This window comes from Saccharophagus sp. K07, from assembly GCF_014336955.1.
Classification (GTDB): domain Bacteria; phylum Pseudomonadota; class Gammaproteobacteria; order Pseudomonadales; family Cellvibrionaceae; genus UBA5868.
The window spans coordinates 517,834-534,098 of sequence record NZ_QRAI01000002.1; the positions used below are offsets into that span (position 1 = coordinate 517,834).

Annotated in this window: 16 protein-coding genes; 9 read left to right on the forward strand and 7 right to left on the reverse strand. The window is 52.8% G+C overall.

The annotated features are described in order from the left end of the window. Nucleotides 1-8 precede the first annotated feature (8 nt). From DWB84_RS08760 to DWB84_RS08790, 7 genes are all read left to right on the forward strand, one after another. Nucleotides 9-1,529, forward strand: coding sequence for a fumarate hydratase (locus DWB84_RS08760; RefSeq protein ID WP_187409380.1), 1,521 nt, complete (start codon nucleotides 9-11; stop codon nucleotides 1,527-1,529). 709 nt (nucleotides 1,530-2,238) lie between these two features. Further along, nucleotides 2,239-3,567 carry a CmpA/NrtA family ABC transporter substrate-binding protein gene (locus DWB84_RS08765; protein WP_187409381.1) on the forward strand — a complete coding sequence of 443 codons (1,329 nt, stop codon included), beginning with the start codon at nucleotides 2,239-2,241 and terminating at the stop codon, nucleotides 3,565-3,567. A 35-nt stretch (nucleotides 3,568-3,602) separates the two neighbouring features. Beyond that, nucleotides 3,603-4,556 carry a nitrate ABC transporter permease gene (gene ntrB, locus DWB84_RS08770; RefSeq protein WP_255428907.1) on the forward strand — a complete coding sequence of 318 codons (954 nt, stop codon included), beginning with the start codon at nucleotides 3,603-3,605 and terminating at the stop codon, nucleotides 4,554-4,556. Between the two features lie 10 nt (nucleotides 4,557-4,566). After that, nucleotides 4,567-5,364, forward strand: a complete 798-nt coding sequence (locus tag DWB84_RS08775) for an ABC transporter ATP-binding protein (protein ID WP_187409382.1) — start codon at nucleotides 4,567-4,569, stop codon at nucleotides 5,362-5,364. A gap of 189 nt (nucleotides 5,365-5,553) precedes the next feature. Further along, nucleotides 5,554-5,907 carry a 4a-hydroxytetrahydrobiopterin dehydratase gene (locus DWB84_RS08780; RefSeq protein ID WP_187409383.1) on the forward strand — a complete coding sequence of 118 codons (354 nt, stop codon included), beginning with the start codon at nucleotides 5,554-5,556 and terminating at the stop codon, nucleotides 5,905-5,907. 151 nt (nucleotides 5,908-6,058) lie between these two features. Further along, on the forward strand, nucleotides 6,059-8,140 hold the full coding sequence (locus DWB84_RS08785) for an EAL domain-containing protein (protein ID WP_187409384.1): 2,082 nt from the start codon (nucleotides 6,059-6,061) through the stop codon (nucleotides 8,138-8,140). 2 nt (nucleotides 8,141-8,142) lie between these two features. Further along, nucleotides 8,143-8,328, forward strand: coding sequence for a hypothetical protein (locus DWB84_RS08790; protein ID WP_187409385.1), 186 nt, complete (start codon nucleotides 8,143-8,145; stop codon nucleotides 8,326-8,328). 170 nt (nucleotides 8,329-8,498) lie between these two features. Here the strand turns inward: DWB84_RS08790 and purN are convergent, their stop codons facing one another. Together purN and purM are read right to left on the reverse strand one after the other, a co-directional pair. After that, nucleotides 8,499-9,140, reverse strand: a complete 642-nt coding sequence (gene purN, locus DWB84_RS08795; protein WP_187409386.1) for a phosphoribosylglycinamide formyltransferase — start codon at nucleotides 9,138-9,140, stop codon at nucleotides 8,499-8,501. Between the two features lie 62 nt (nucleotides 9,141-9,202). Next, nucleotides 9,203-10,246: a phosphoribosylformylglycinamidine cyclo-ligase gene (gene purM, locus DWB84_RS08800; protein WP_187409387.1), complete on the reverse strand. Its 1,044-nt coding sequence runs from the start codon at nucleotides 10,244-10,246 to the stop codon at nucleotides 9,203-9,205. A 247-nt stretch (nucleotides 10,247-10,493) separates the two neighbouring features. On the opposite strand from purM, the gene DWB84_RS08805 reads away from it, so the two are divergent. Next, nucleotides 10,494-11,603, forward strand: a complete 1,110-nt coding sequence (locus tag DWB84_RS08805; RefSeq protein WP_187409388.1) for a DUF2066 domain-containing protein — start codon at nucleotides 10,494-10,496, stop codon at nucleotides 11,601-11,603. A 9-nt stretch (nucleotides 11,604-11,612) separates the two neighbouring features. After that, nucleotides 11,613-12,332 carry a DnaA regulatory inactivator Hda gene (gene hda, locus DWB84_RS08810; protein ID WP_187409389.1) on the forward strand — a complete coding sequence of 240 codons (720 nt, stop codon included), beginning with the start codon at nucleotides 11,613-11,615 and terminating at the stop codon, nucleotides 12,330-12,332. Here hda and DWB84_RS08815 read toward each other — a convergent pair. The 5 genes from DWB84_RS08815 to moaA are packed head-to-tail and all read right to left on the reverse strand — an operon-like array spanning nucleotide 12,329 to nucleotide 16,195. Beyond that, the gene (locus tag DWB84_RS08815) at nucleotides 12,329-13,150 is read right to left on the reverse strand and encodes an MOSC domain-containing protein (RefSeq protein WP_187409390.1); all 822 of its coding nucleotides are present in this window, start codon (nucleotides 13,148-13,150) and stop codon (nucleotides 12,329-12,331) included. The two genes, hda and DWB84_RS08815, sit on opposite strands and share 4 nt — an antisense overlap. 3 nt (nucleotides 13,151-13,153) lie before the next feature. After that, entirely contained in the window at nucleotides 13,154-13,444 is a 291-nt protein-coding gene (locus DWB84_RS08820) for a DUF1244 domain-containing protein (protein WP_187409391.1), read from the reverse strand. Nucleotides 13,445-13,468: 24 nt separating this feature from the next. Further along, nucleotides 13,469-14,671: a gephyrin-like molybdotransferase Glp gene (gene glp / locus DWB84_RS08825; RefSeq protein WP_187409392.1), complete on the reverse strand. Its 1,203-nt coding sequence runs from the start codon at nucleotides 14,669-14,671 to the stop codon at nucleotides 13,469-13,471. Beyond that, nucleotides 14,672-15,181: a molybdenum cofactor biosynthesis protein B gene (moaB, locus tag DWB84_RS08830; protein ID WP_187409393.1), complete on the reverse strand. Its 510-nt coding sequence runs from the start codon at nucleotides 15,179-15,181 to the stop codon at nucleotides 14,672-14,674. Nucleotides 15,182-15,196: 15 nt separating this feature from the next. After that, complete coding sequence (gene moaA / locus DWB84_RS08835) at nucleotides 15,197-16,195, reverse strand: GTP 3',8-cyclase MoaA (protein WP_187409394.1); 999 nt, start codon at nucleotides 16,193-16,195, stop codon at nucleotides 15,197-15,199. Nucleotides 16,196-16,265: the final 70 nt, after the last annotated feature.

A 16,265-nucleotide genomic window follows, 5' to 3' on the forward strand; every position in this document is an offset into this window, starting at 1 on the left:
AATACATCATGGTCACGGTTATTCGGCAGGACGATCTCATCGCCAGCGTGGAAGATGCCCTGCAATTTATTTCTTATTATCACCCGAAAGATTTTATTGACGCTGTCTACGAGGCGTATCAAAAAGAAGCTAATCCAGCAGCTAAAGATGCGATGGCGCAAATTCTGATTAATTCGCGCATGTGTGCTGAAGGGCATCGTCCGATTTGTCAGGACACCGGCATTGTGACTGCATTTGTTAATGTCGGTATGGATGTTCGCATCGAAGGCGATATGTCGCTTGAAGACATGATCAACGAGGGTGTGCGCCGCGCCTATAAAAATGTCGATAACGTTTTGCGTGCATCCATTTTGGCTGATCCAGACGGTGCGCGAAAAAATACCGGCGACAATACTCCAGCCGTTATCCACTACAAAATTGTGCCCGGCAACACCATTGATATTCACGTTGCCGCTAAAGGTGGTGGTTCGGAAGCGAAATCCAAATTTGCCATGCTCAACCCATCCGACTCTGTGGTGGATTGGGTTTTGAACGTTGTACCACAAATGGGTGCAGGCTGGTGCCCGCCCGGAATGCTCGGTATCGGCATCGGTGGAACTGCGGAGAAAGCCATGCTGCTTGCCAAAGAGGCGCTGCTGGATCCGATCGACATTCATGAGCTGCGCGAGCGCGGACCGAGCAATCGCGCGGAAGAGCTGCGCCTGGAGTTGTTCGACAAGGTGAATGCCTTGGGTATTGGTGCACAAGGCTTGGGCGGATTGACCACGGTGCTCGACGTTAAAGTGAAGGATTACCCAACTCACGCGGCCAATAAGGCGATAGCGGTAATCCCCAACTGCGCGGCGACCCGTCACACCCATTTCACCCTGGATGGCTCCGGGCCCGCTCTGCAAACGCCACCGAGCCTGGAAGACTGGCCTGTTATCACGCGAGAGGCGGGAGCCAATGTTCGCCGCGTCAACCTCGACGGCATTACACGCGAGGAAATTCAGCAGTGGCAACCGGGCGACACCTTGTTGCTCTCCGGCAAACTCTTGACCGGCCGCGATGCTGCTCACAAACGTATGGTGGACATGCTGGCGCGCGGTGAAAAACTGCCGGTGGATTTCACCAACCGCTTCATTTACTACGTAGGCCCAGTTGATCCGGTGAGAGATGAAGTAGTCGGCCCGGCTGGTCCAACCACCGCAACCCGTATGGACAAATTCACCCGTACTGTGTTGGAGAAAACCGGCTTGATTGGCATGATCGGTAAATCCGAGCGCGGGCCCGCGGCGATCGACGCTATCCGCGATCACAAGGCGGTGTACCTGATGGCAGTCGGCGGCGCGGCTTATCTGGTTTCCAAAGCGATTGTCGGCTCCAAGGTGCTGGCATTTGCGGATCTGGGTATGGAAGCCATCTATGAATTTGAAGTGAAAGATATGCCGGTAACGGTTGCGGTAGACAGCCGAGGCGAATCGGTTCACCAGACTGGACCGCGCATCTGGAAAGCCAAGATTGAAGAAGGCTCCATCACGGTCAAATAATCTGCTTATGAGGACCTCTATGAGGTCCTCGTTTTCCCTCTCTTCTCCGTTCTCTCATCTTCCTTCTTTAACATCCACAAAATTTTATTGAGCTCTGATCGAGCAGACGCTTAAAAATATTTGTCCAGGCTGGTCCAAAATGCCTCTTTATTGCGCTAACTTGGCGCAGATTCCGAACTGTGTGCGCGCTCTTGACGCCGTAGGAATTGGAATCGGTTGCTTCATTCCGGTGCATTATGCACTCGCTTTTTTCAGGCTGTAGCAAAAAAGTCAAAAGAAACTTCGATTTAGCTTCTTGAAGCAGCTGCACTATTTTTGCCTTTTATATTTGGCACATTCCTTGATATCCCATAAATAAACCTGCTTTTTAGTAACCGAATTTTTTCTGCAGAACCAATTTTTTTCTGCATATGTCAGACGGGAACGTCGGCTTTTAAAAGCCCTGCTCGATATATCTCGGTATATATAGGAGCGATGATCGCAAGGAAAATTTTCCCCGTGTGCACCACAAAAGTGGAGCGATCTTAGTGAGGCATTGATTTTATCTGCTTTGGGTAACAGTCGTGACCAAAATTCCCAAAGCCGATGGAAGTTGAGCCAAATAGCCAATCTATTTTGGCTTCGAATTAATGTGGGTTGCGTGTTAGAAAGGAAAATTTCTCCAGATGAGCACGCCAAAAGTGATGCAACAGCCTCCAGGAAAAGATGAATGAGCCGTAAAAAACTTGACCCGATTTCCAAAGATCTCTCCAGTACATCCACAGTTCGCAGAACGCTTTTAAAAGCAGCCGGCGCGGCGTCAATCGGCGCTTTTATTAGTCCCGCTATGAGAAGCATAGCCTGGGCTGCTGATGGCGGCGGCCCTGAAACTAAAAAAGCGAAACTGGGTTTTATTGCTTTAACCGATGCAGCACCTTTGTTTGTTGCTCTCGAAAAAGGCATTTTCAGAAAATACGGCATGCCGGAAGTGGAGGTTCTCAAACAGTCTTCCTGGGGAGCGACGCGCGATAATCTGGTTTTAGGTTCGGATAAAAATGGTATTGATGGAGCGCATATTCTGACTCCTATGCCGTATTTGATTTCATCCGGCGCCATGACGGCCAATAATATTTCGACGCCTATGCAGATTGTTGCGCGCTTGAATTTGGGTGGGCAGTGTATTTCGGTCGGCAAAGAATATGCGGATCTGAAATTGGGTGTTGACTCAACATCGTTTAAAGCTGCGTTGGAAGCGAAAAAGAAATCCGGTAGAGCGGTTAATGCTGCCATGACATTCCCGGGCGGCACCCACGATCTTTGGATTCGCTACTGGTTGGCCGCCGGCGGAATTGATCCCGTAAAAGATATTTCCACTATTGTTGTGCCACCTGCGCAGATGGTTGCCAACATGAAAGTTGGCAATATGGATACCTTCTGCGTGTGTGAGCCTTGGAATGCGCAGCTGATCAACCAGAAAATTGGTTACACCGCTATCACAACAAGTGAGCTCTGGAAAAACCATCCGGAAAAATCCTTCGCATTGCGTTCGGATTACGTCGAAAAATATCCCAAAGCCACTCTGGCACTGACCATGGCGGTGATGGAAGCGCAAATGTTTTGTGAAAAGCCGGAAAACAAAGAAGAAGTGGCTCGCATCTGCTCTTCACGCCGCTGGATCAATGCGCCTTACGAAGACATTATCGAGCGCATGAAAGGCAATTTTGATTACGGCAATGGCAAAGTTGTAAAAGACAGCGAATTCCAAATGCGCTATTGGAAAGATCAAGCTTCCTATCCGTTCAAAAGCCACGATCTCTGGTTTTTGACAGAAGATATCCGCTGGGGGTATTTGCCAGCCAACACCGATATCAAGGCTCTGGTGGAGCAAGTCAACCGTGAAGATATATGGCGTCAAGCGGCCAAGTCTTTGGGAGTAGCGGAGAGTGATATTCCTTCATCCACCTCAAGAGGAGTCGAAACCTTCTTCGATGGTAAACAATTCGATCCTGAAAATCCCAAAGCCTACTTGGATAGTCAGCCCATCAAATATCTGAGCTGATGTTTTAATTAAGATTTCCCGCATAGGAATTGACTATGACTTCCATAACCCATTTGCGTGCTGTTACTAAAAAACCTGAGGGTGACTCAGGTTTTATCGCGAAACCTGATGTTGCTGAAACGGCAAAAGCGCCTGCATCATCACCATCAACCAACGAAGTTCCGCCTGTGCAGGAAGTCGCCAAAGAACCTGGCTTTTTTCTGAAGACAAGCAAAAAATTCGTGAGCAACGTTATGCCGCCATTGGTAATGTTGTTTTTATTTGTCGGGCTTTGGGAAATATTATGCTCTACGCCAGATTCGTCACTGCCTTCTTTTTCGCGCACCATTAGTGAAACCAGCGAACTGATCATGCACCCTTTTTACGATAATGGGGGTAATGATGTTGGACTCGGTTGGCAAATTCTCGCAAGCTTAAAACGTGTGGCTTATGGATATAGTCTGGCGGTCTTTGTCGGTATTGCGATTGGTGTTTTGATCGGCCAATTTTCGCTGGCGATGAAAGGCCTGGATCCAATTTTTCAAGTGTTGCGCACTGTTCCGCCGCTGGCTTGGTTGCCTTTATCTCTCGCGGGATTTCAAGACAGTCATCCATCGGCGATTTTTGTGATTTTTATTACGGCGATATGGCCAATCATTATTAATACCTCAGTCGGGGTGCGCAATATTCCTGAGGATTATCGCAATGTTGCGCGGGTCATCCATTTAAAACGCTTCGGCTATTTCTGGAAAATCATGCTGCCCGCTGCAGCGCCTTATATTTTCTCCGGTTTGCGCATCGGTGTTGGTCTGTCCTGGCTGGCAATTGTTGCGGCGGAAATGTTGGTGGGCGGTGTTGGCATTGGTTTCTTTATCTGGGATGCATGGAACTCTTCATTGATCAGCGACATTATCATCGCGTTGATTTATGTCGGCATCGTCGGCTTTATGTTGGATCGATTGGTGGCCTATTTCGGCCAAGTTATTACTCGCGGCACTTCGGCAGGTTGAGGGCACTATCATGAGTTATCTGCGAATTGAAAATGTTGATATGACGTTCAATACCGGTGGACGGTCCAACAATATTTTGAAAAATGTCAATTTGAAGGTGGAGCGCGGTGAATTTATTTCCATCATCGGTCATTCCGGGTGCGGTAAATCCACAGTGTTGAATATTGTTGCGGGTTTATTAAAAGCCACCAATGGCGGGGTAATTTTGGATGGCAAGGAAGTGAATGAGCCGGGACCGGATCGCAGCGTGGTGTTCCAAAACCATTCGCTTTTACCTTGGCTGACGGTTTATGAAAATGTCGCCTTGGCGGTCGATCAGGTATTCGGTCGCAGCAAAACCAAAGCAGAGCGTCACGATTGGATTGTGAAAAATCTGGAGCTTGTGCATATGACTCACGCATTGCACAAACGCCCGGCGGAAATTTCCGGTGGTATGAAGCAGCGGGTTGGTATTGCGCGAGCGCTCGCCATGCAACCCAAGGTTTTGCTGCTCGATGAACCCTTTGGTGCGCTTGATGCGCTTACCCGCGCGAAATTGCAGGATGAGGTTATGCGGATTCAAGTCGAGCTGCAGAACACCATTTTGATGATTACGCACGATGTGGATGAAGCCGTATTGTTGTCCGATCGTATTGTCATGATGACCAATGGCCCGTCGGCAACCGTCGGGGAAATCTTAACCGTTCCTCTGGCTCGTCCGAGAAAACGAGTGGACCTGGTGGAAGATCCGGTTTATCTGCAGTGCCGTGCCACAGTGCTGAAATTTCTCTACGAGCGCCATGCTGTACCAGTCGCTGCGGTGGGGTAAGTCTTAGGTTTTTTCTCTCTAATGTTTCTGCCGCTTTGCCGCCCATAAGGGCGGCTTTTTTTCTCCACACCCCGCACCCCGCACCCCACACCCCACGCACCCAAGCCCTCTAGCGGAACCAATTGAGCGCTGGCTTATTCCTAAGTCGCAGATAGATCTCCGATCATCGGCCATTTGAGGAGCGCGCTTATGACGCAATTAATAAACGAGTCCTGTGAAGCCTGCCGTGTTGGCGCGCCCACACTTTCCGATGAGGAGTTGGCTGAGCTGCGTGCGCAAATTCCTGAGTGGGCGGTGGTAGACGAAGAGGGCATCAAAAAACTGCGCCGGCAATTCAACTTCAGCAACTTTGCTCAGGCTATGTCGTTTGCCCAACAGGTCGGTGACTTGGCAGAAGTCCATAATCACCATCCTGCTATTACGGTGGAGTGGGGCAAGACCACGGTCGTTTGGTGGACGCATAAGATTCGCGGGTTGCATCGCAATGACGCCGTTTTAGCAGCAAAAACTGATGCTTTGATCCAACAGGCCCCAATCCCGTGATCGAAGTCTAATTTGTTTAAAAATTGTTCACACTCTCGTTTGAGGTCTGGGCGAGCAGTTTATAATGCCCCTACAAGATGTCTGGCAATTCAGCAAATAATTAGAACGAGATTGGGGACACACTGATGACTGCCTGTCGTGCGGACGACTTATGACGCGACTGCAAAACCTTAATATCAGCGTCAAGCTTACGCTGATTACTGTCGCAGCCTCGACGGTTGCGCTGCTGTGTGTTCTGGTGGCCTTCGTGGTGCAGGACTTGCGGCTGGTTAAACGCATCAAGGCTGAACAGGTTGAGTCGCAACTATCCATTCTGACGGGCAATCTCGCTAACGCACTGGTGCAGAACGATCTGCATACCGTCGACTATCTCCTGAAAAATGGCACCAGCGTCCACGGCATAATCGCCGCCTCGGTATACGACCGCAACGGTGGGCTGCTGTCTCAATATCCGGTAGTTGCCGGCAAACTTACCCCTCTACCCAACCCCGAAGGTTTCGAATTTTCTTCCGTCAATTACAGCCGGCCGATTATCTGGCGCGGCAGTGAAGTCGGGCGTCTCGAAGTGGAAGTGAGCTATGCGGATATAGAACTGCGCAGTGTCTATATGGGCGCCTACTCCGCCTTGGCTTTTCTATTTGCCCTGGCGATTGCCGCCTTGGTCGCCTGGCTGGTACAGAAAATTGTGTCGCAGCCGCTGTTGCAATTGCACCGCCTGTCCCGTGCTGTCATGGAGACAGGCAATTACAGCTTGCGGGCAGAGGTTCGTAGCAGCGATGAGCTGGGGCAGTTGGGCGAGGCGTTTAATCAAATGCTCAACCAGATTGAACAGCGCGATTTGATGATGGAGCGACAGGTAGTTCAGCGCACTCGCGAATTGCAAAAACTGGCCGAGGAATTTCGCTATCGCGCACTGCACGATACACTCACGGGATTGCCCAATCGCGCTCTGCTGAACGAAGAATTTAACCGTGCTGCCGCGCACGCGCGCCGCGCGGGCAAACAATTCGCTGTCCTGTTATTGGATCTGGATAACTTCAAACACATCAACGACACCTATGGACATGAGGTCGGTGATGAGTTGCTGAAAACTACAGCAAATAAAATTCGCAGCGCTCTGCGCGCTGAAGATATCGTCTGCCGCCTGGGCGGCGATGAATTTATTGTGTTGATCGAAAGTGTACAGAACATCGAGCATATTCAAACCGTTGCCGATGGTCTGTTGCAGGCGATGCAGGACGAATTCAGCGTTGCCAATCGGCGTGTGACAATTGGTTTAAGCATTGGGGCGGCAGTGTTCCCCATGCACGGAACCGATTTGAATGAATTAAAACGCAATGCCGATGTTGCTATGTACTGCGCGAAAGAGGCGGGTAAAAATCGCTTGGCGATTTACGATCCGGCGATGGGAACGGCCAATCTGAATAAACACCGTTTGCACCACGAATTAAAACTGGCTTTGCAGCGCCGCGAGTTGGAACTGTATTTCCAGCCGCAGGTGAATTTGGAAACAAACCAGGTGGCCGGTTGCGAAGTGCTGGTGCGTTGGCATCACCATAAGCGCGGCCTGATGTTGCCGGGAGATTTTTTGTCATTTGCCGAAGAGTCCGGTCTGCTGAAAGCCATTGATCTTCTGGTGTTGCGCGAAGCGTGTCAGCAATGTCAAACATGGCGACTCGAATTCGGTTTAAGTGTTCCGGTTTCGGTTAATATTGCCAACCTGCATTTTCTGGCGGTTGCTGAATTTGCGCAGGAAGTTAGCGCGATTTTGCGTGAAACTGAGTTGCCGCCATCAATGCTGACCATCGAATTTTCCGGCGCAGCATTGCTGCAGGATTCATCCGCCGCAGGCGAGTTGGTCAAGGCGTTGCGGGAACTGGGCGTAAAAGTGGCGCTGGACGGTTTCGGTGCTAGCCTTTTTGCGGTTTCTCATTTGCACGAGATCCAATTGGACTGCATTAAATTGGATCCTTGTTTGTATCGCGGTATTGTGCAAGACCCGGATGCACGTCGCATGGCGAAAGGCTTGGTGGCGTTTACCCGGGAACTCGGTATGAATCTGGTGGTGGAAGGAGTCGAGCAGGAGGAGCAATTGCAGGTGCTGCGCTCGCTCGGTTGTTCCGTTGCCCAGGGATTTGCCTTGGCTTCGCCAATGTCTCACGCATCATTTTTACGTTGGGTAAGACATTTCCACCGCGCAAATGCGTTTAACAAAGAATTTGAGGTAGGTTGAATATGGCTGTGATCCTTCCTTTTAAACGCCCTTCAGCGGAAGAAAAATTCAAAGGCAGAACCCTGTGTCGCGAGGGGTTTCATAAATGGAAGATCGTGACGGAAAAGAAATTCGACGTGAAGCAAGGCAAGCTGGTGACAGTTTATCAGTGCGTCCGCTGTGGTAAACAAAAAGTGGAAGCGCATTAATAAATGGCTATTTAAAAATCAGTTGAATGCATTTTTGAGATAGTTTGAAAGTGGATGCTGATTTACTAAAACGCCCGATTGAGTACATCGGGCGTTTTGTTTTGGGAGAAGGGCTGCATTGATTCTGCAGCGAGAAGGGGTCACCCTTATAATAAAGGGCATATGCTCCTCTATTTAAATTTGATTCCGCTCGCTGGAATCACATCTCCTTTGTACCAAGCCTTGCCATCCCGAAACACCAGATCCCCGTCGGCAAACCAGCGTACCGCCAAGGGATAAATGCGGTGCTCTTGCGCTAGCACGCGTTTGGCGAGCAACTCTTCGGTATCGCCTTGTTCCACCGGCACTTCGGCTTGTACCACGGCAGGTCCGCCGTCCAGTTCGGCTGTTACAAAGTGCACGGTCGCACCGTGGGTGGCATCGCCGGCTTCGATTGCACGTCTATGGGTGTGCAAGCCGGGATAGAGCGGCAGCAGGGAAGGGTGGATATTCAGCATGCGCCCGAGATAGTGGTTGACGAAATCCGCAGTCAAAATCCGCATAAAACCGGCGAGTACCACCAGATCCGGTTGGTAGGAATCGATTTTGTCCCGTAAAGCGGCATCGAATTCCTCGCGGCTGGCAAACGCCTTGTGATCCAACACGGCGGTCGCTATGCCGCTGTTCTGTGCTCTGACCAAACCGTAAGCGTCGGATTTATTGCTGATAACGGCGACGATTTGCGCCGGGTAATCCGCATTGGCGGCGGCATCGATCAACGCCTGCAAATTGCTGCCGCTACCGGAGATAAGGACCACTACACGTGTTTTCATAGAAGGGAAATTCTGGCGTGTTTGGAGTGTTGCCCCTCTGGTGAGGGGCAGTAGCTGATGGCTTATACGATTTCGACGAAGGGTTCTTCTGCGTCAGCGCGCTCGATCTGACCGAGCGTAAAGACTGTTTCGCCAGCGGCTTCCAATGCGCGGCGGGTGTCTTCCGCTGCGTCGGCCGGTACACAAACCACCATACCTATACCGCAGTTAAAGGTGCGATACATTTCCCGCTCAGCCACATTGCCTTGTTGCTGCAGCCAGGCAAACACTTCGGGCAACTGCCAGCTGTTTTTCTGGATAACGGCTTTGGTGTGATCGGGCAGGACGCGCGGAATATTTTCCAGCAGACCGCCGCCAGTGATATGCGCCAGGGCGTTGATCGGGTGGGTCTTCAACACTTGCAGCAGGGATTTGACGTAAATGCGGGTCGGCTCCAGCAGGGCTTCGGCAAGGGTGCGGCCAGCGATCGGCTGATTGAGATCGGCTTTGCTGACTTCCAGGATTTTGCGAATCAGTGAGTAACCATTGGAGTGGGGGCCGCTGGATGCCAAGCCGAGCAGGACGTCACCGGGCTTCACTTTGCTGCCGTCGAGGATTTTGGATTTTTCCACGATACCGACGCAGAAGCCAGCCAGATCGTAGTCTTCGCCTTCATACATACCGGGCATTTCGGCGGTTTCACCACCGACCAGGGCGCAGCCGGACAATTCGCAGCCTTTGCCGATTCCGTTAATCACATCTGCGGCAGTATCGACATCCAGTTTGCCGGTGGCGTAATAGTCGAGGAAGAACAGAGGTTCGGCGCCGCCGACCACCAGATCGTTCACGCACATGGCCACCAGGTCGATACCAATGGTGTCATGCTTGCGCAATTGCATGGCCAAGCGCAGTTTAGTGCCGACGCCGTCAGTGCCCGATACCAGAACGGGCTCCTGGTAACCCTTGGGCAGTTCGAATAGGGCGCCGAATCCACCCAGACCAGCCAATACTTCGGGGCGGCGGGTGCGTTGAGCGACAGATTTGATGCGATCCACCAGTCGCTCACCGGCGTCGATATCCACACCCGCGTCTTTGTAACTTAAGGATTGCTTTTGCGTGTCGCTCATAGAATTGCCCATCTCACAGCTTGCGCCGACTGGCGCGGAAAAAGCCGGCATTCTACCAGCAATGTTCAGGTGGGCGAACAGCCATGATGACTTGGATGCAGGATGGAGCCAAACGAAAGGTTTCATTGGGGGTTGGCAACAGATATTGAAACGGCATGTCTCAGGAGAGACTTGGCTGCTTTAAGTCACTCTGGCGCCTTGTTACAATCGCCCGCTCTTTTTCTATAGGCTCACCGGAACCCTGTTTATGACACTACCCGCGCAGTTGCGGTTTGCGTTTTTCTGCAACCTCTGCCTGATGGTGCTTTTGTCGTACGGTGCTAATTCCTACGCCGATACTTCCAGCTATTTCAGTGCATCCGTCCCCGTCAGTTCCCAATCCACCAGTGAGCGGAACCGCGCCGCGGCGCAAGGTCTGCGCGAGGTGTTGGTGCGTATGTCGGGAGTCACCCAACTCGATGATTACCCCGCAACTCAAGAAGTTCTGAGCAACGCCAGTCGCCATATCCAGCAATTCCAATATGAATTGGTGCGAGGTGGCGATGGACGCCGGGTCGAGCATCTGGTGATGAGTTTTTCGCCCGCCGTTATCGAGCGCATTATCAAAGAAGCCGGTTTGCCCTATTGGCCAGCGAACCGCCCGAGCACCTTGGTGTGGCTGGTGGAGGACGATGCGACAGAAGGCAAACGTCTGATCAATGATCCCAATGGCCCTGTTATGCAGGGGTTGTCCGCTGCCGCCAAACAACGCGGTGTTCCTTTGTTGCTGCCTTTGCTCGACCTGGATGACCAACTGGCGATCTCGGCTGAACAGGTGTGGAGTTTTGACGAAGAGGCCATTCTCAGTGCCTCGGAGAGATATGTTGCAGACACGATTCTGGTCGGACGCTATGCCCGCAGTTTCTCCGGTGAGTGGTGGACTACTTGGCAATATTTCCAACAAGGAGGAAGTCGTCTTTATGAATATCGGGGAGTAGATGCAGCGTTGGTCGGACAGCAGGCGCTGGCTCCACTGGCCGACGAACTCGCCAGCCGTTATGCCCTGGATTCCAAGGCGGAATCCGCTGCCCAGCTGTATATTCAGATCAGCCCCGTCAATGAATTTGGTACCTACCGTAAAGCCTTGGATTATCTCCGCACCCTGGCTGTTGTGAGTTCCTATGACCTGCTCGCCATCACCGACGATACGGTGCTGCTTACATTGCGTTTGAGCGGCTCGCAGAGCCAGTTTTTGAACGCTTTGTCCTTGGATAACAAGCTGCGCGCTCGCGCGCCCGCCGTTGAGTCGACCCCGTGGATGGCCGAAGCTGCCGGAGGACCCGACAAGCCTTTGCAGCTCCAGTGGATTGGGCGTTAGGGGGCGGTTATGGATGGGGTTGGCGAGCACGCGCCAGTTCAATTAAGCCTTGGGGTATCACTCAACGACGACGCCACTTTTGCCAATTTTTACTTGGCAGAAGGCAATGAGCTGGTTGTCTACGCGCTGCGCGAATTCAGCCTGAATCGCGGCGATCAAAATCTGTTGGTGTGGGGCAACCGCGGCGCTGGGCTGACCCATCTTCTGCAAGCCTGCTGTCACTTGGCCTATGAACACAAAATCAGTGTGCAGTACCTGCCGCTGCGCGATCTGGTGGGCTATGCGCCGGAGGATGTTTGTGAGGGGCTCGATAAAGTCAGCCTGGTTTGCCTCGATGGCATAGATGAAATCTGCGGCCATCAAGCGTGGGAGCGGGCGTTGTTTCATCTGTTCAACCGCCTGCGCGACGCGGGCAATCGCTTGTTGATCGCCTCCCATTCCAGTCCGCCGTCGCTGCCGCTGACCTTGCCGGATTTGAAATCCCGTGTGTTGGGCGGCGTGGTGTATCACCTGCACGGACTCAACGATCAGCAAAAGGCCCATGCATTGCAACTACGGGCGAAAGCGCGTGGCATGGACATGTCGGATGAGGTGGCGAAATATATTCTCAGCCGTGCACCGCGCGACACCAACGAACTGTTCAATCTCCTCAATCGCCTGGACGATGCCTCCCTGCAGCAACAGCGCAAGCTGACCATTCCCTTCGTCAAAGAAGTCCTGTCGTACTAACCGATTTCCCATTGTTCGCCGCAACGGATGGTGGTGCCAGCTCCATCTGTTAACACGGAATTCACCCCGAATACAGGCGCTTTGGGTTTGTCGGGCATACCGTTGATTTGCGCCAGTGCTTGAAATGGGTATTGCTCAGGTGAGGGTATTCCGGTGCGCTGATCGACCGTAATCACCGAACAGCGCTGACAGCGATCTTTCAGCGCTATAACCGCGCTGCCTTTGCGCAAAACTTGCGTATTGTGTTCAGCAAAAGCGGGGAGGCCGGAAATCACAATATTGGAGCGGAAGCGCAGTATGTTGACTGGCGGAATATTCGATTGCAGCAGATGCAGATTCAGCGCTTGCAGCGACGCCAAATTGGTCACCAAATAGGGTGAGCCGTCAGCGAAATGGGTGTGGTAGGGGCCAAAGCGCTCGGGATCCACAGGACGCGGCTGGCGTTTGTCGAAATACACCAGTTTGGCTTTATCGACGCCGATGGCCTGGCATATCCAGCGATTGATTTCGGCGTCGGCCGCCAAGCCGCGGCAATGTGAACTCCACACTTGCACGGGTTCACTGTCTCCGGCGGGTGGCGTCAGTGCGATATCACCATCGCCCTTGCAGCTCAAAATCAGCTGGTCGCCGCGCAACGCGGTTTTGATAGTCGCCATACGCGGCAACTTTCGCTGAGTCAAAAACACGCCTTTGTCATCGACGATCATCCACTCCCGGTCGCCTTTTAACCCAGCGACTCCCAATTCCGCGCTGGACAGTTGAATACCGGCCAGGGATTTCACCGGGTAGATCCACAGCTGTTCGATGGTGACAGGCATAAATCAGTGGTCCGATTTTTTGGAGAAATTGGCCAGCTGTTCAGCACTCGCTGGTGTTTGGTATTGTGCTTTCCATTGTTCGTAAGGCATGCCGTAAATGCGTTCGCGCGCTTGTTCATAGTCGACTGTGACGCCTTGGTCGGCTGCTGCTGCCACATACCATTTCGCTAGACAGTTGCGACAAAAACCGGCGAGGTTCATCAGGTCGATGTTCTGCACCTGTTTGTTGTCGTCCAGGTGTTTCAGCAAGCGGCGGAATACCGCAGCTTCTATGGAAGTTTCTTGGTCTGCCATAAATCGTCTCTTTTGATTAACAGGTTAGAGCGAGAGTAAATCGCTCATTGCAATGTAGGGAACTGTATCGCCTGCGCGCACGCAGATATCGGCTTCGATCCAGGCAAGTCCGTCAGCCCAGACGACAGAACTCAACACCCCGGAACTCTGGTTGCTGAAGCGCTGCAATTTGCCGTTTTCCCATTTCACCCGAATCAGTTCCGGGCGTTTGTTGGGGCGGTCGATAGAAAATCCGGAGACTTGCGGACGGAATTCCAATGGTCGATAGGGTTGCCCGCACAAACCGGCAATAAAGGGTTTGATAAAAAGCGCGGCGGTGACAAAAGAGGAAACCGGATTGCCGGGCAGGGCGATAACCGGTGTTTTTCCCGCGGTGTGGTGAATATGGCCAAACGCCAGAGGTTTGCCCGGTTTTAACCGGACTTTCCACAAATTCAATTCACCGGTGCTGGAAATGGCCGCTTTTAAATGGTCTGCATCGCCGACGGAAACTCCGCCGCTGGTGACGATCAAGTCCACCGCTTCCGCCCATTCAGATAAGAGGTGGCGGGTTTTCTCCAGATCGTCTTCGACGCGGCCCTTAAATACGACTTCACAGCCCCAGTCCTCGAGCAAGGCTGCGAGCATAAATTGGTTGGAGTTGTAGATCTGACCCGGCGCGAGAGTCTGGCCGGGTTCGATCAGTTCAGAGCCGGTACTGAGAAGAGCGATTCGCGGTTTGGCAGCGACCGTGACAACGCTGATACCACACGACGCCAATAAACCGAGATGAACCGCTGTGAGCCTTTCGCCTTTTTTTGCGACTAATTGGCCGCGTTGCAGATCCTGGCCTTGCTGACGAATATTCTCGCTTGGCTTTACCGCCACCCTTACAGTTACGGTTTCCGCTGTTGCGTCACAATCTTCCTGAATCACCACCGCGTTGGCGCCGGGAGGAATTTCCGCCCCGGTAAAAATGCGCGCGGCTGTGCCCTGCTCTAGCGGCTTTGGGGGTGTTCCAGCGGCAATGATTTGGCTGATGGGCAGTGTGCAAGGTGGGGGCGAGGACGGAGCGACCAGGGCATAACCATCCATGGCGCTATTGGCTGCCGGTGGCACATCGACCAGCGCCAGACAATCCTCAGCCAGAATACGTCCGCGCGCTTGCGATAAAGGCAGGGTTTCACTGCGGGCGAGGGCGCTCGCCGCCTGCGCGATTTTTTCCCGGGCAACAAATAAGTCCAACATTCAGAGGCGCACCTGGGCATAAAAATTACAGGGGCGGGTGCGGCTGTCGAGCTGTGCGGCAAGAATCTTGTCCCAGGCGGTTTGGCAGGCGTTGGTGGACCCAGGCAGGCAGAAAATCAATGTGCGATTGGCGAGTCCGCCCAGGGCGCGGGATTGAATGGTCGAGGTGCCAATTTCACTAAAGGAAATATGGCGAAACAATTCACCAAAGCCTTCGATTTGTTTATCCAGCAGCGGCGTTACTGCCTCCGGTGTACTGTCGCGACCGGCGAATCCCGTGCCGCCGGTAATCAGCACCACTTGCGCCTCCGGCTCTGCAATCCAGGCGGAAACCACGGCGCGTATCTGATAAATGTCATCTTTGATCAGCTCGCGTTTATGCAGGCGATGACCTGCGTCAGTTAGGCGTTGCACCAGGGTATCGCCTGATTTGTCCTCGGCGAGAGTGCGGGTATCCGAAACGGTCAGCACGCAAATATTGAGAGGATGAAATTCGCTGGTGTGCGACATAGAGAATCCTTGTGCTCAGCCGCCGGTAGCGTTCATAAAACGCAATATCTGCGGCGGCTCTTCGAGATTGAAATGGTGGCGTTCAGGTTTGAGTCTTAAAGCAGCCACAAGGGCCTCGGCCAAACGCTCTTCCTGCTGCCCGGGCGGTGTATCGCGCAATATCGAGCGCAAATCGGCGCTGTGCTCATTGCCCAGGCATAACAGAATGCGGCCTTCGGCGCTGACTCTAACGCGATTGCAGGTGCTGCAAAAGTTGTGGCTGTGGGGCGAGATGAAGCCTATGCGGTTGGCGTAGCCCTGTGCCGCCCAATAACGGGCGGGGCCGCCGGTATCATCGTCAATTGCTTTCAATGAAAAGACCGATTCCAGCTGCGCGCGTATTTCCGCGCTGCTGACAAATTCGTCCAGCCGCTTGTGGTCGTCGATTTCTCCCAGCGGCATTTCTTCGATAAAGCTGATATCCAGGCCTTGCTCCAGAGCGAAGCGGGCGAGTGGTACCACTTCGTCCAGGTTGAAATGGCGCATCACCACGGTGTTGAGTTTGATGCGCTGAAAACCGGCGCGGCGGGCGGCGTCTATACCGCGCAGCACATGGTTCAAATCGCCAGTGCGGGTAATATCGTGAAAACGGTGGGGTTGGAGGGAATCCAGACTGATATTGACGCGATGTACCCCGGCATCCACCAGCGCAGCGGCGTATTGATCCAGGCGCGCGCCGTTGGTGGTCAGGCTCAGGTCGCGGTAACCGAGCCTGCCGACATTCTGGAATAGATGAAGAACGTCGCGGCGAACCAGCGGTTCACCGCCGGTAATGCGCAGTTTATCGCCGCCGAGCTGACGAAATACTTTTGCGATCAGCGTCAGCTCTTCCAGAGAAAGGACCTGGCTGCGCGGCAGAAAGGTCATGTCTTCCGCCATGCAGTAACGACAGCGAAAATCGCAGCGGTCTGTCACGGAGAGTCGCAGATAGCGGATTTGGCGACCGAAGGGGTCTGTCAGGCTGGGCTCAATCATGCGGGTTATTATGCAGACTCCCCTGGTTAAAGAAAATCGAAAGCATTGGTCTAGTGCATAGACCTCGCCA

What these genes read in the sequence shown, in the direction of transcription:
- purM (WP_187409387.1), bottom strand. Translation starts at nt 10,246, where the DNA reads ATGAGCGACACGCAAAAGCAATCCTTAAGTTACAAAGACGCGGGTGTG.
- DWB84_RS08805 (WP_187409388.1), top strand. Translation starts at nt 10,494, where the DNA reads ATGACACTACCCGCGCAGTTGCGGTTTGCGTTTTTCTGCAACCTCTGC.
- purN (WP_187409386.1), bottom strand. Translation starts at nt 9,140, where the DNA reads ATGAAAACACGTGTAGTGGTCCTTATCTCCGGTAGCGGCAGCAATTTG.
- moaA (WP_187409394.1), bottom strand. Translation starts at nt 16,195, where the DNA reads ATGATTGAGCCCAGCCTGACAGACCCCTTCGGTCGCCAAATCCGCTAT.
- DWB84_RS08780 (WP_187409383.1), top strand. Translation starts at nt 5,554, where the DNA reads ATGACGCAATTAATAAACGAGTCCTGTGAAGCCTGCCGTGTTGGCGCG.
- glp (WP_187409392.1), bottom strand. Translation starts at nt 14,671, where the DNA reads ATGTTGGACTTATTTGTTGCCCGGGAAAAAATCGCGCAGGCGGCGAGC.
- hda (WP_187409389.1), top strand. Translation starts at nt 11,613, where the DNA reads ATGGATGGGGTTGGCGAGCACGCGCCAGTTCAATTAAGCCTTGGGGTA.
- DWB84_RS08785 (WP_187409384.1), top strand. Translation starts at nt 6,059, where the DNA reads ATGACGCGACTGCAAAACCTTAATATCAGCGTCAAGCTTACGCTGATT.
- DWB84_RS08775 (WP_187409382.1), top strand. Translation starts at nt 4,567, where the DNA reads ATGAGTTATCTGCGAATTGAAAATGTTGATATGACGTTCAATACCGGT.
- ntrB (WP_255428907.1), top strand. Translation starts at nt 3,603, where the DNA reads ATGACTTCCATAACCCATTTGCGTGCTGTTACTAAAAAACCTGAGGGT.
- DWB84_RS08815 (WP_187409390.1), bottom strand. Translation starts at nt 13,150, where the DNA reads ATGCCTGTCACCATCGAACAGCTGTGGATCTACCCGGTGAAATCCCTG.
- DWB84_RS08760 (WP_187409380.1), top strand. Translation starts at nt 9, where the DNA reads ATGGTCACGGTTATTCGGCAGGACGATCTCATCGCCAGCGTGGAAGAT.
- DWB84_RS08790 (WP_187409385.1), top strand. Translation starts at nt 8,143, where the DNA reads ATGGCTGTGATCCTTCCTTTTAAACGCCCTTCAGCGGAAGAAAAATTC.
- moaB (WP_187409393.1), bottom strand. Translation starts at nt 15,181, where the DNA reads ATGTCGCACACCAGCGAATTTCATCCTCTCAATATTTGCGTGCTGACC.
- DWB84_RS08765 (WP_187409381.1), top strand. Translation starts at nt 2,239, where the DNA reads ATGAGCCGTAAAAAACTTGACCCGATTTCCAAAGATCTCTCCAGTACA.
- DWB84_RS08820 (WP_187409391.1), bottom strand. Translation starts at nt 13,444, where the DNA reads ATGGCAGACCAAGAAACTTCCATAGAAGCTGCGGTATTCCGCCGCTTG.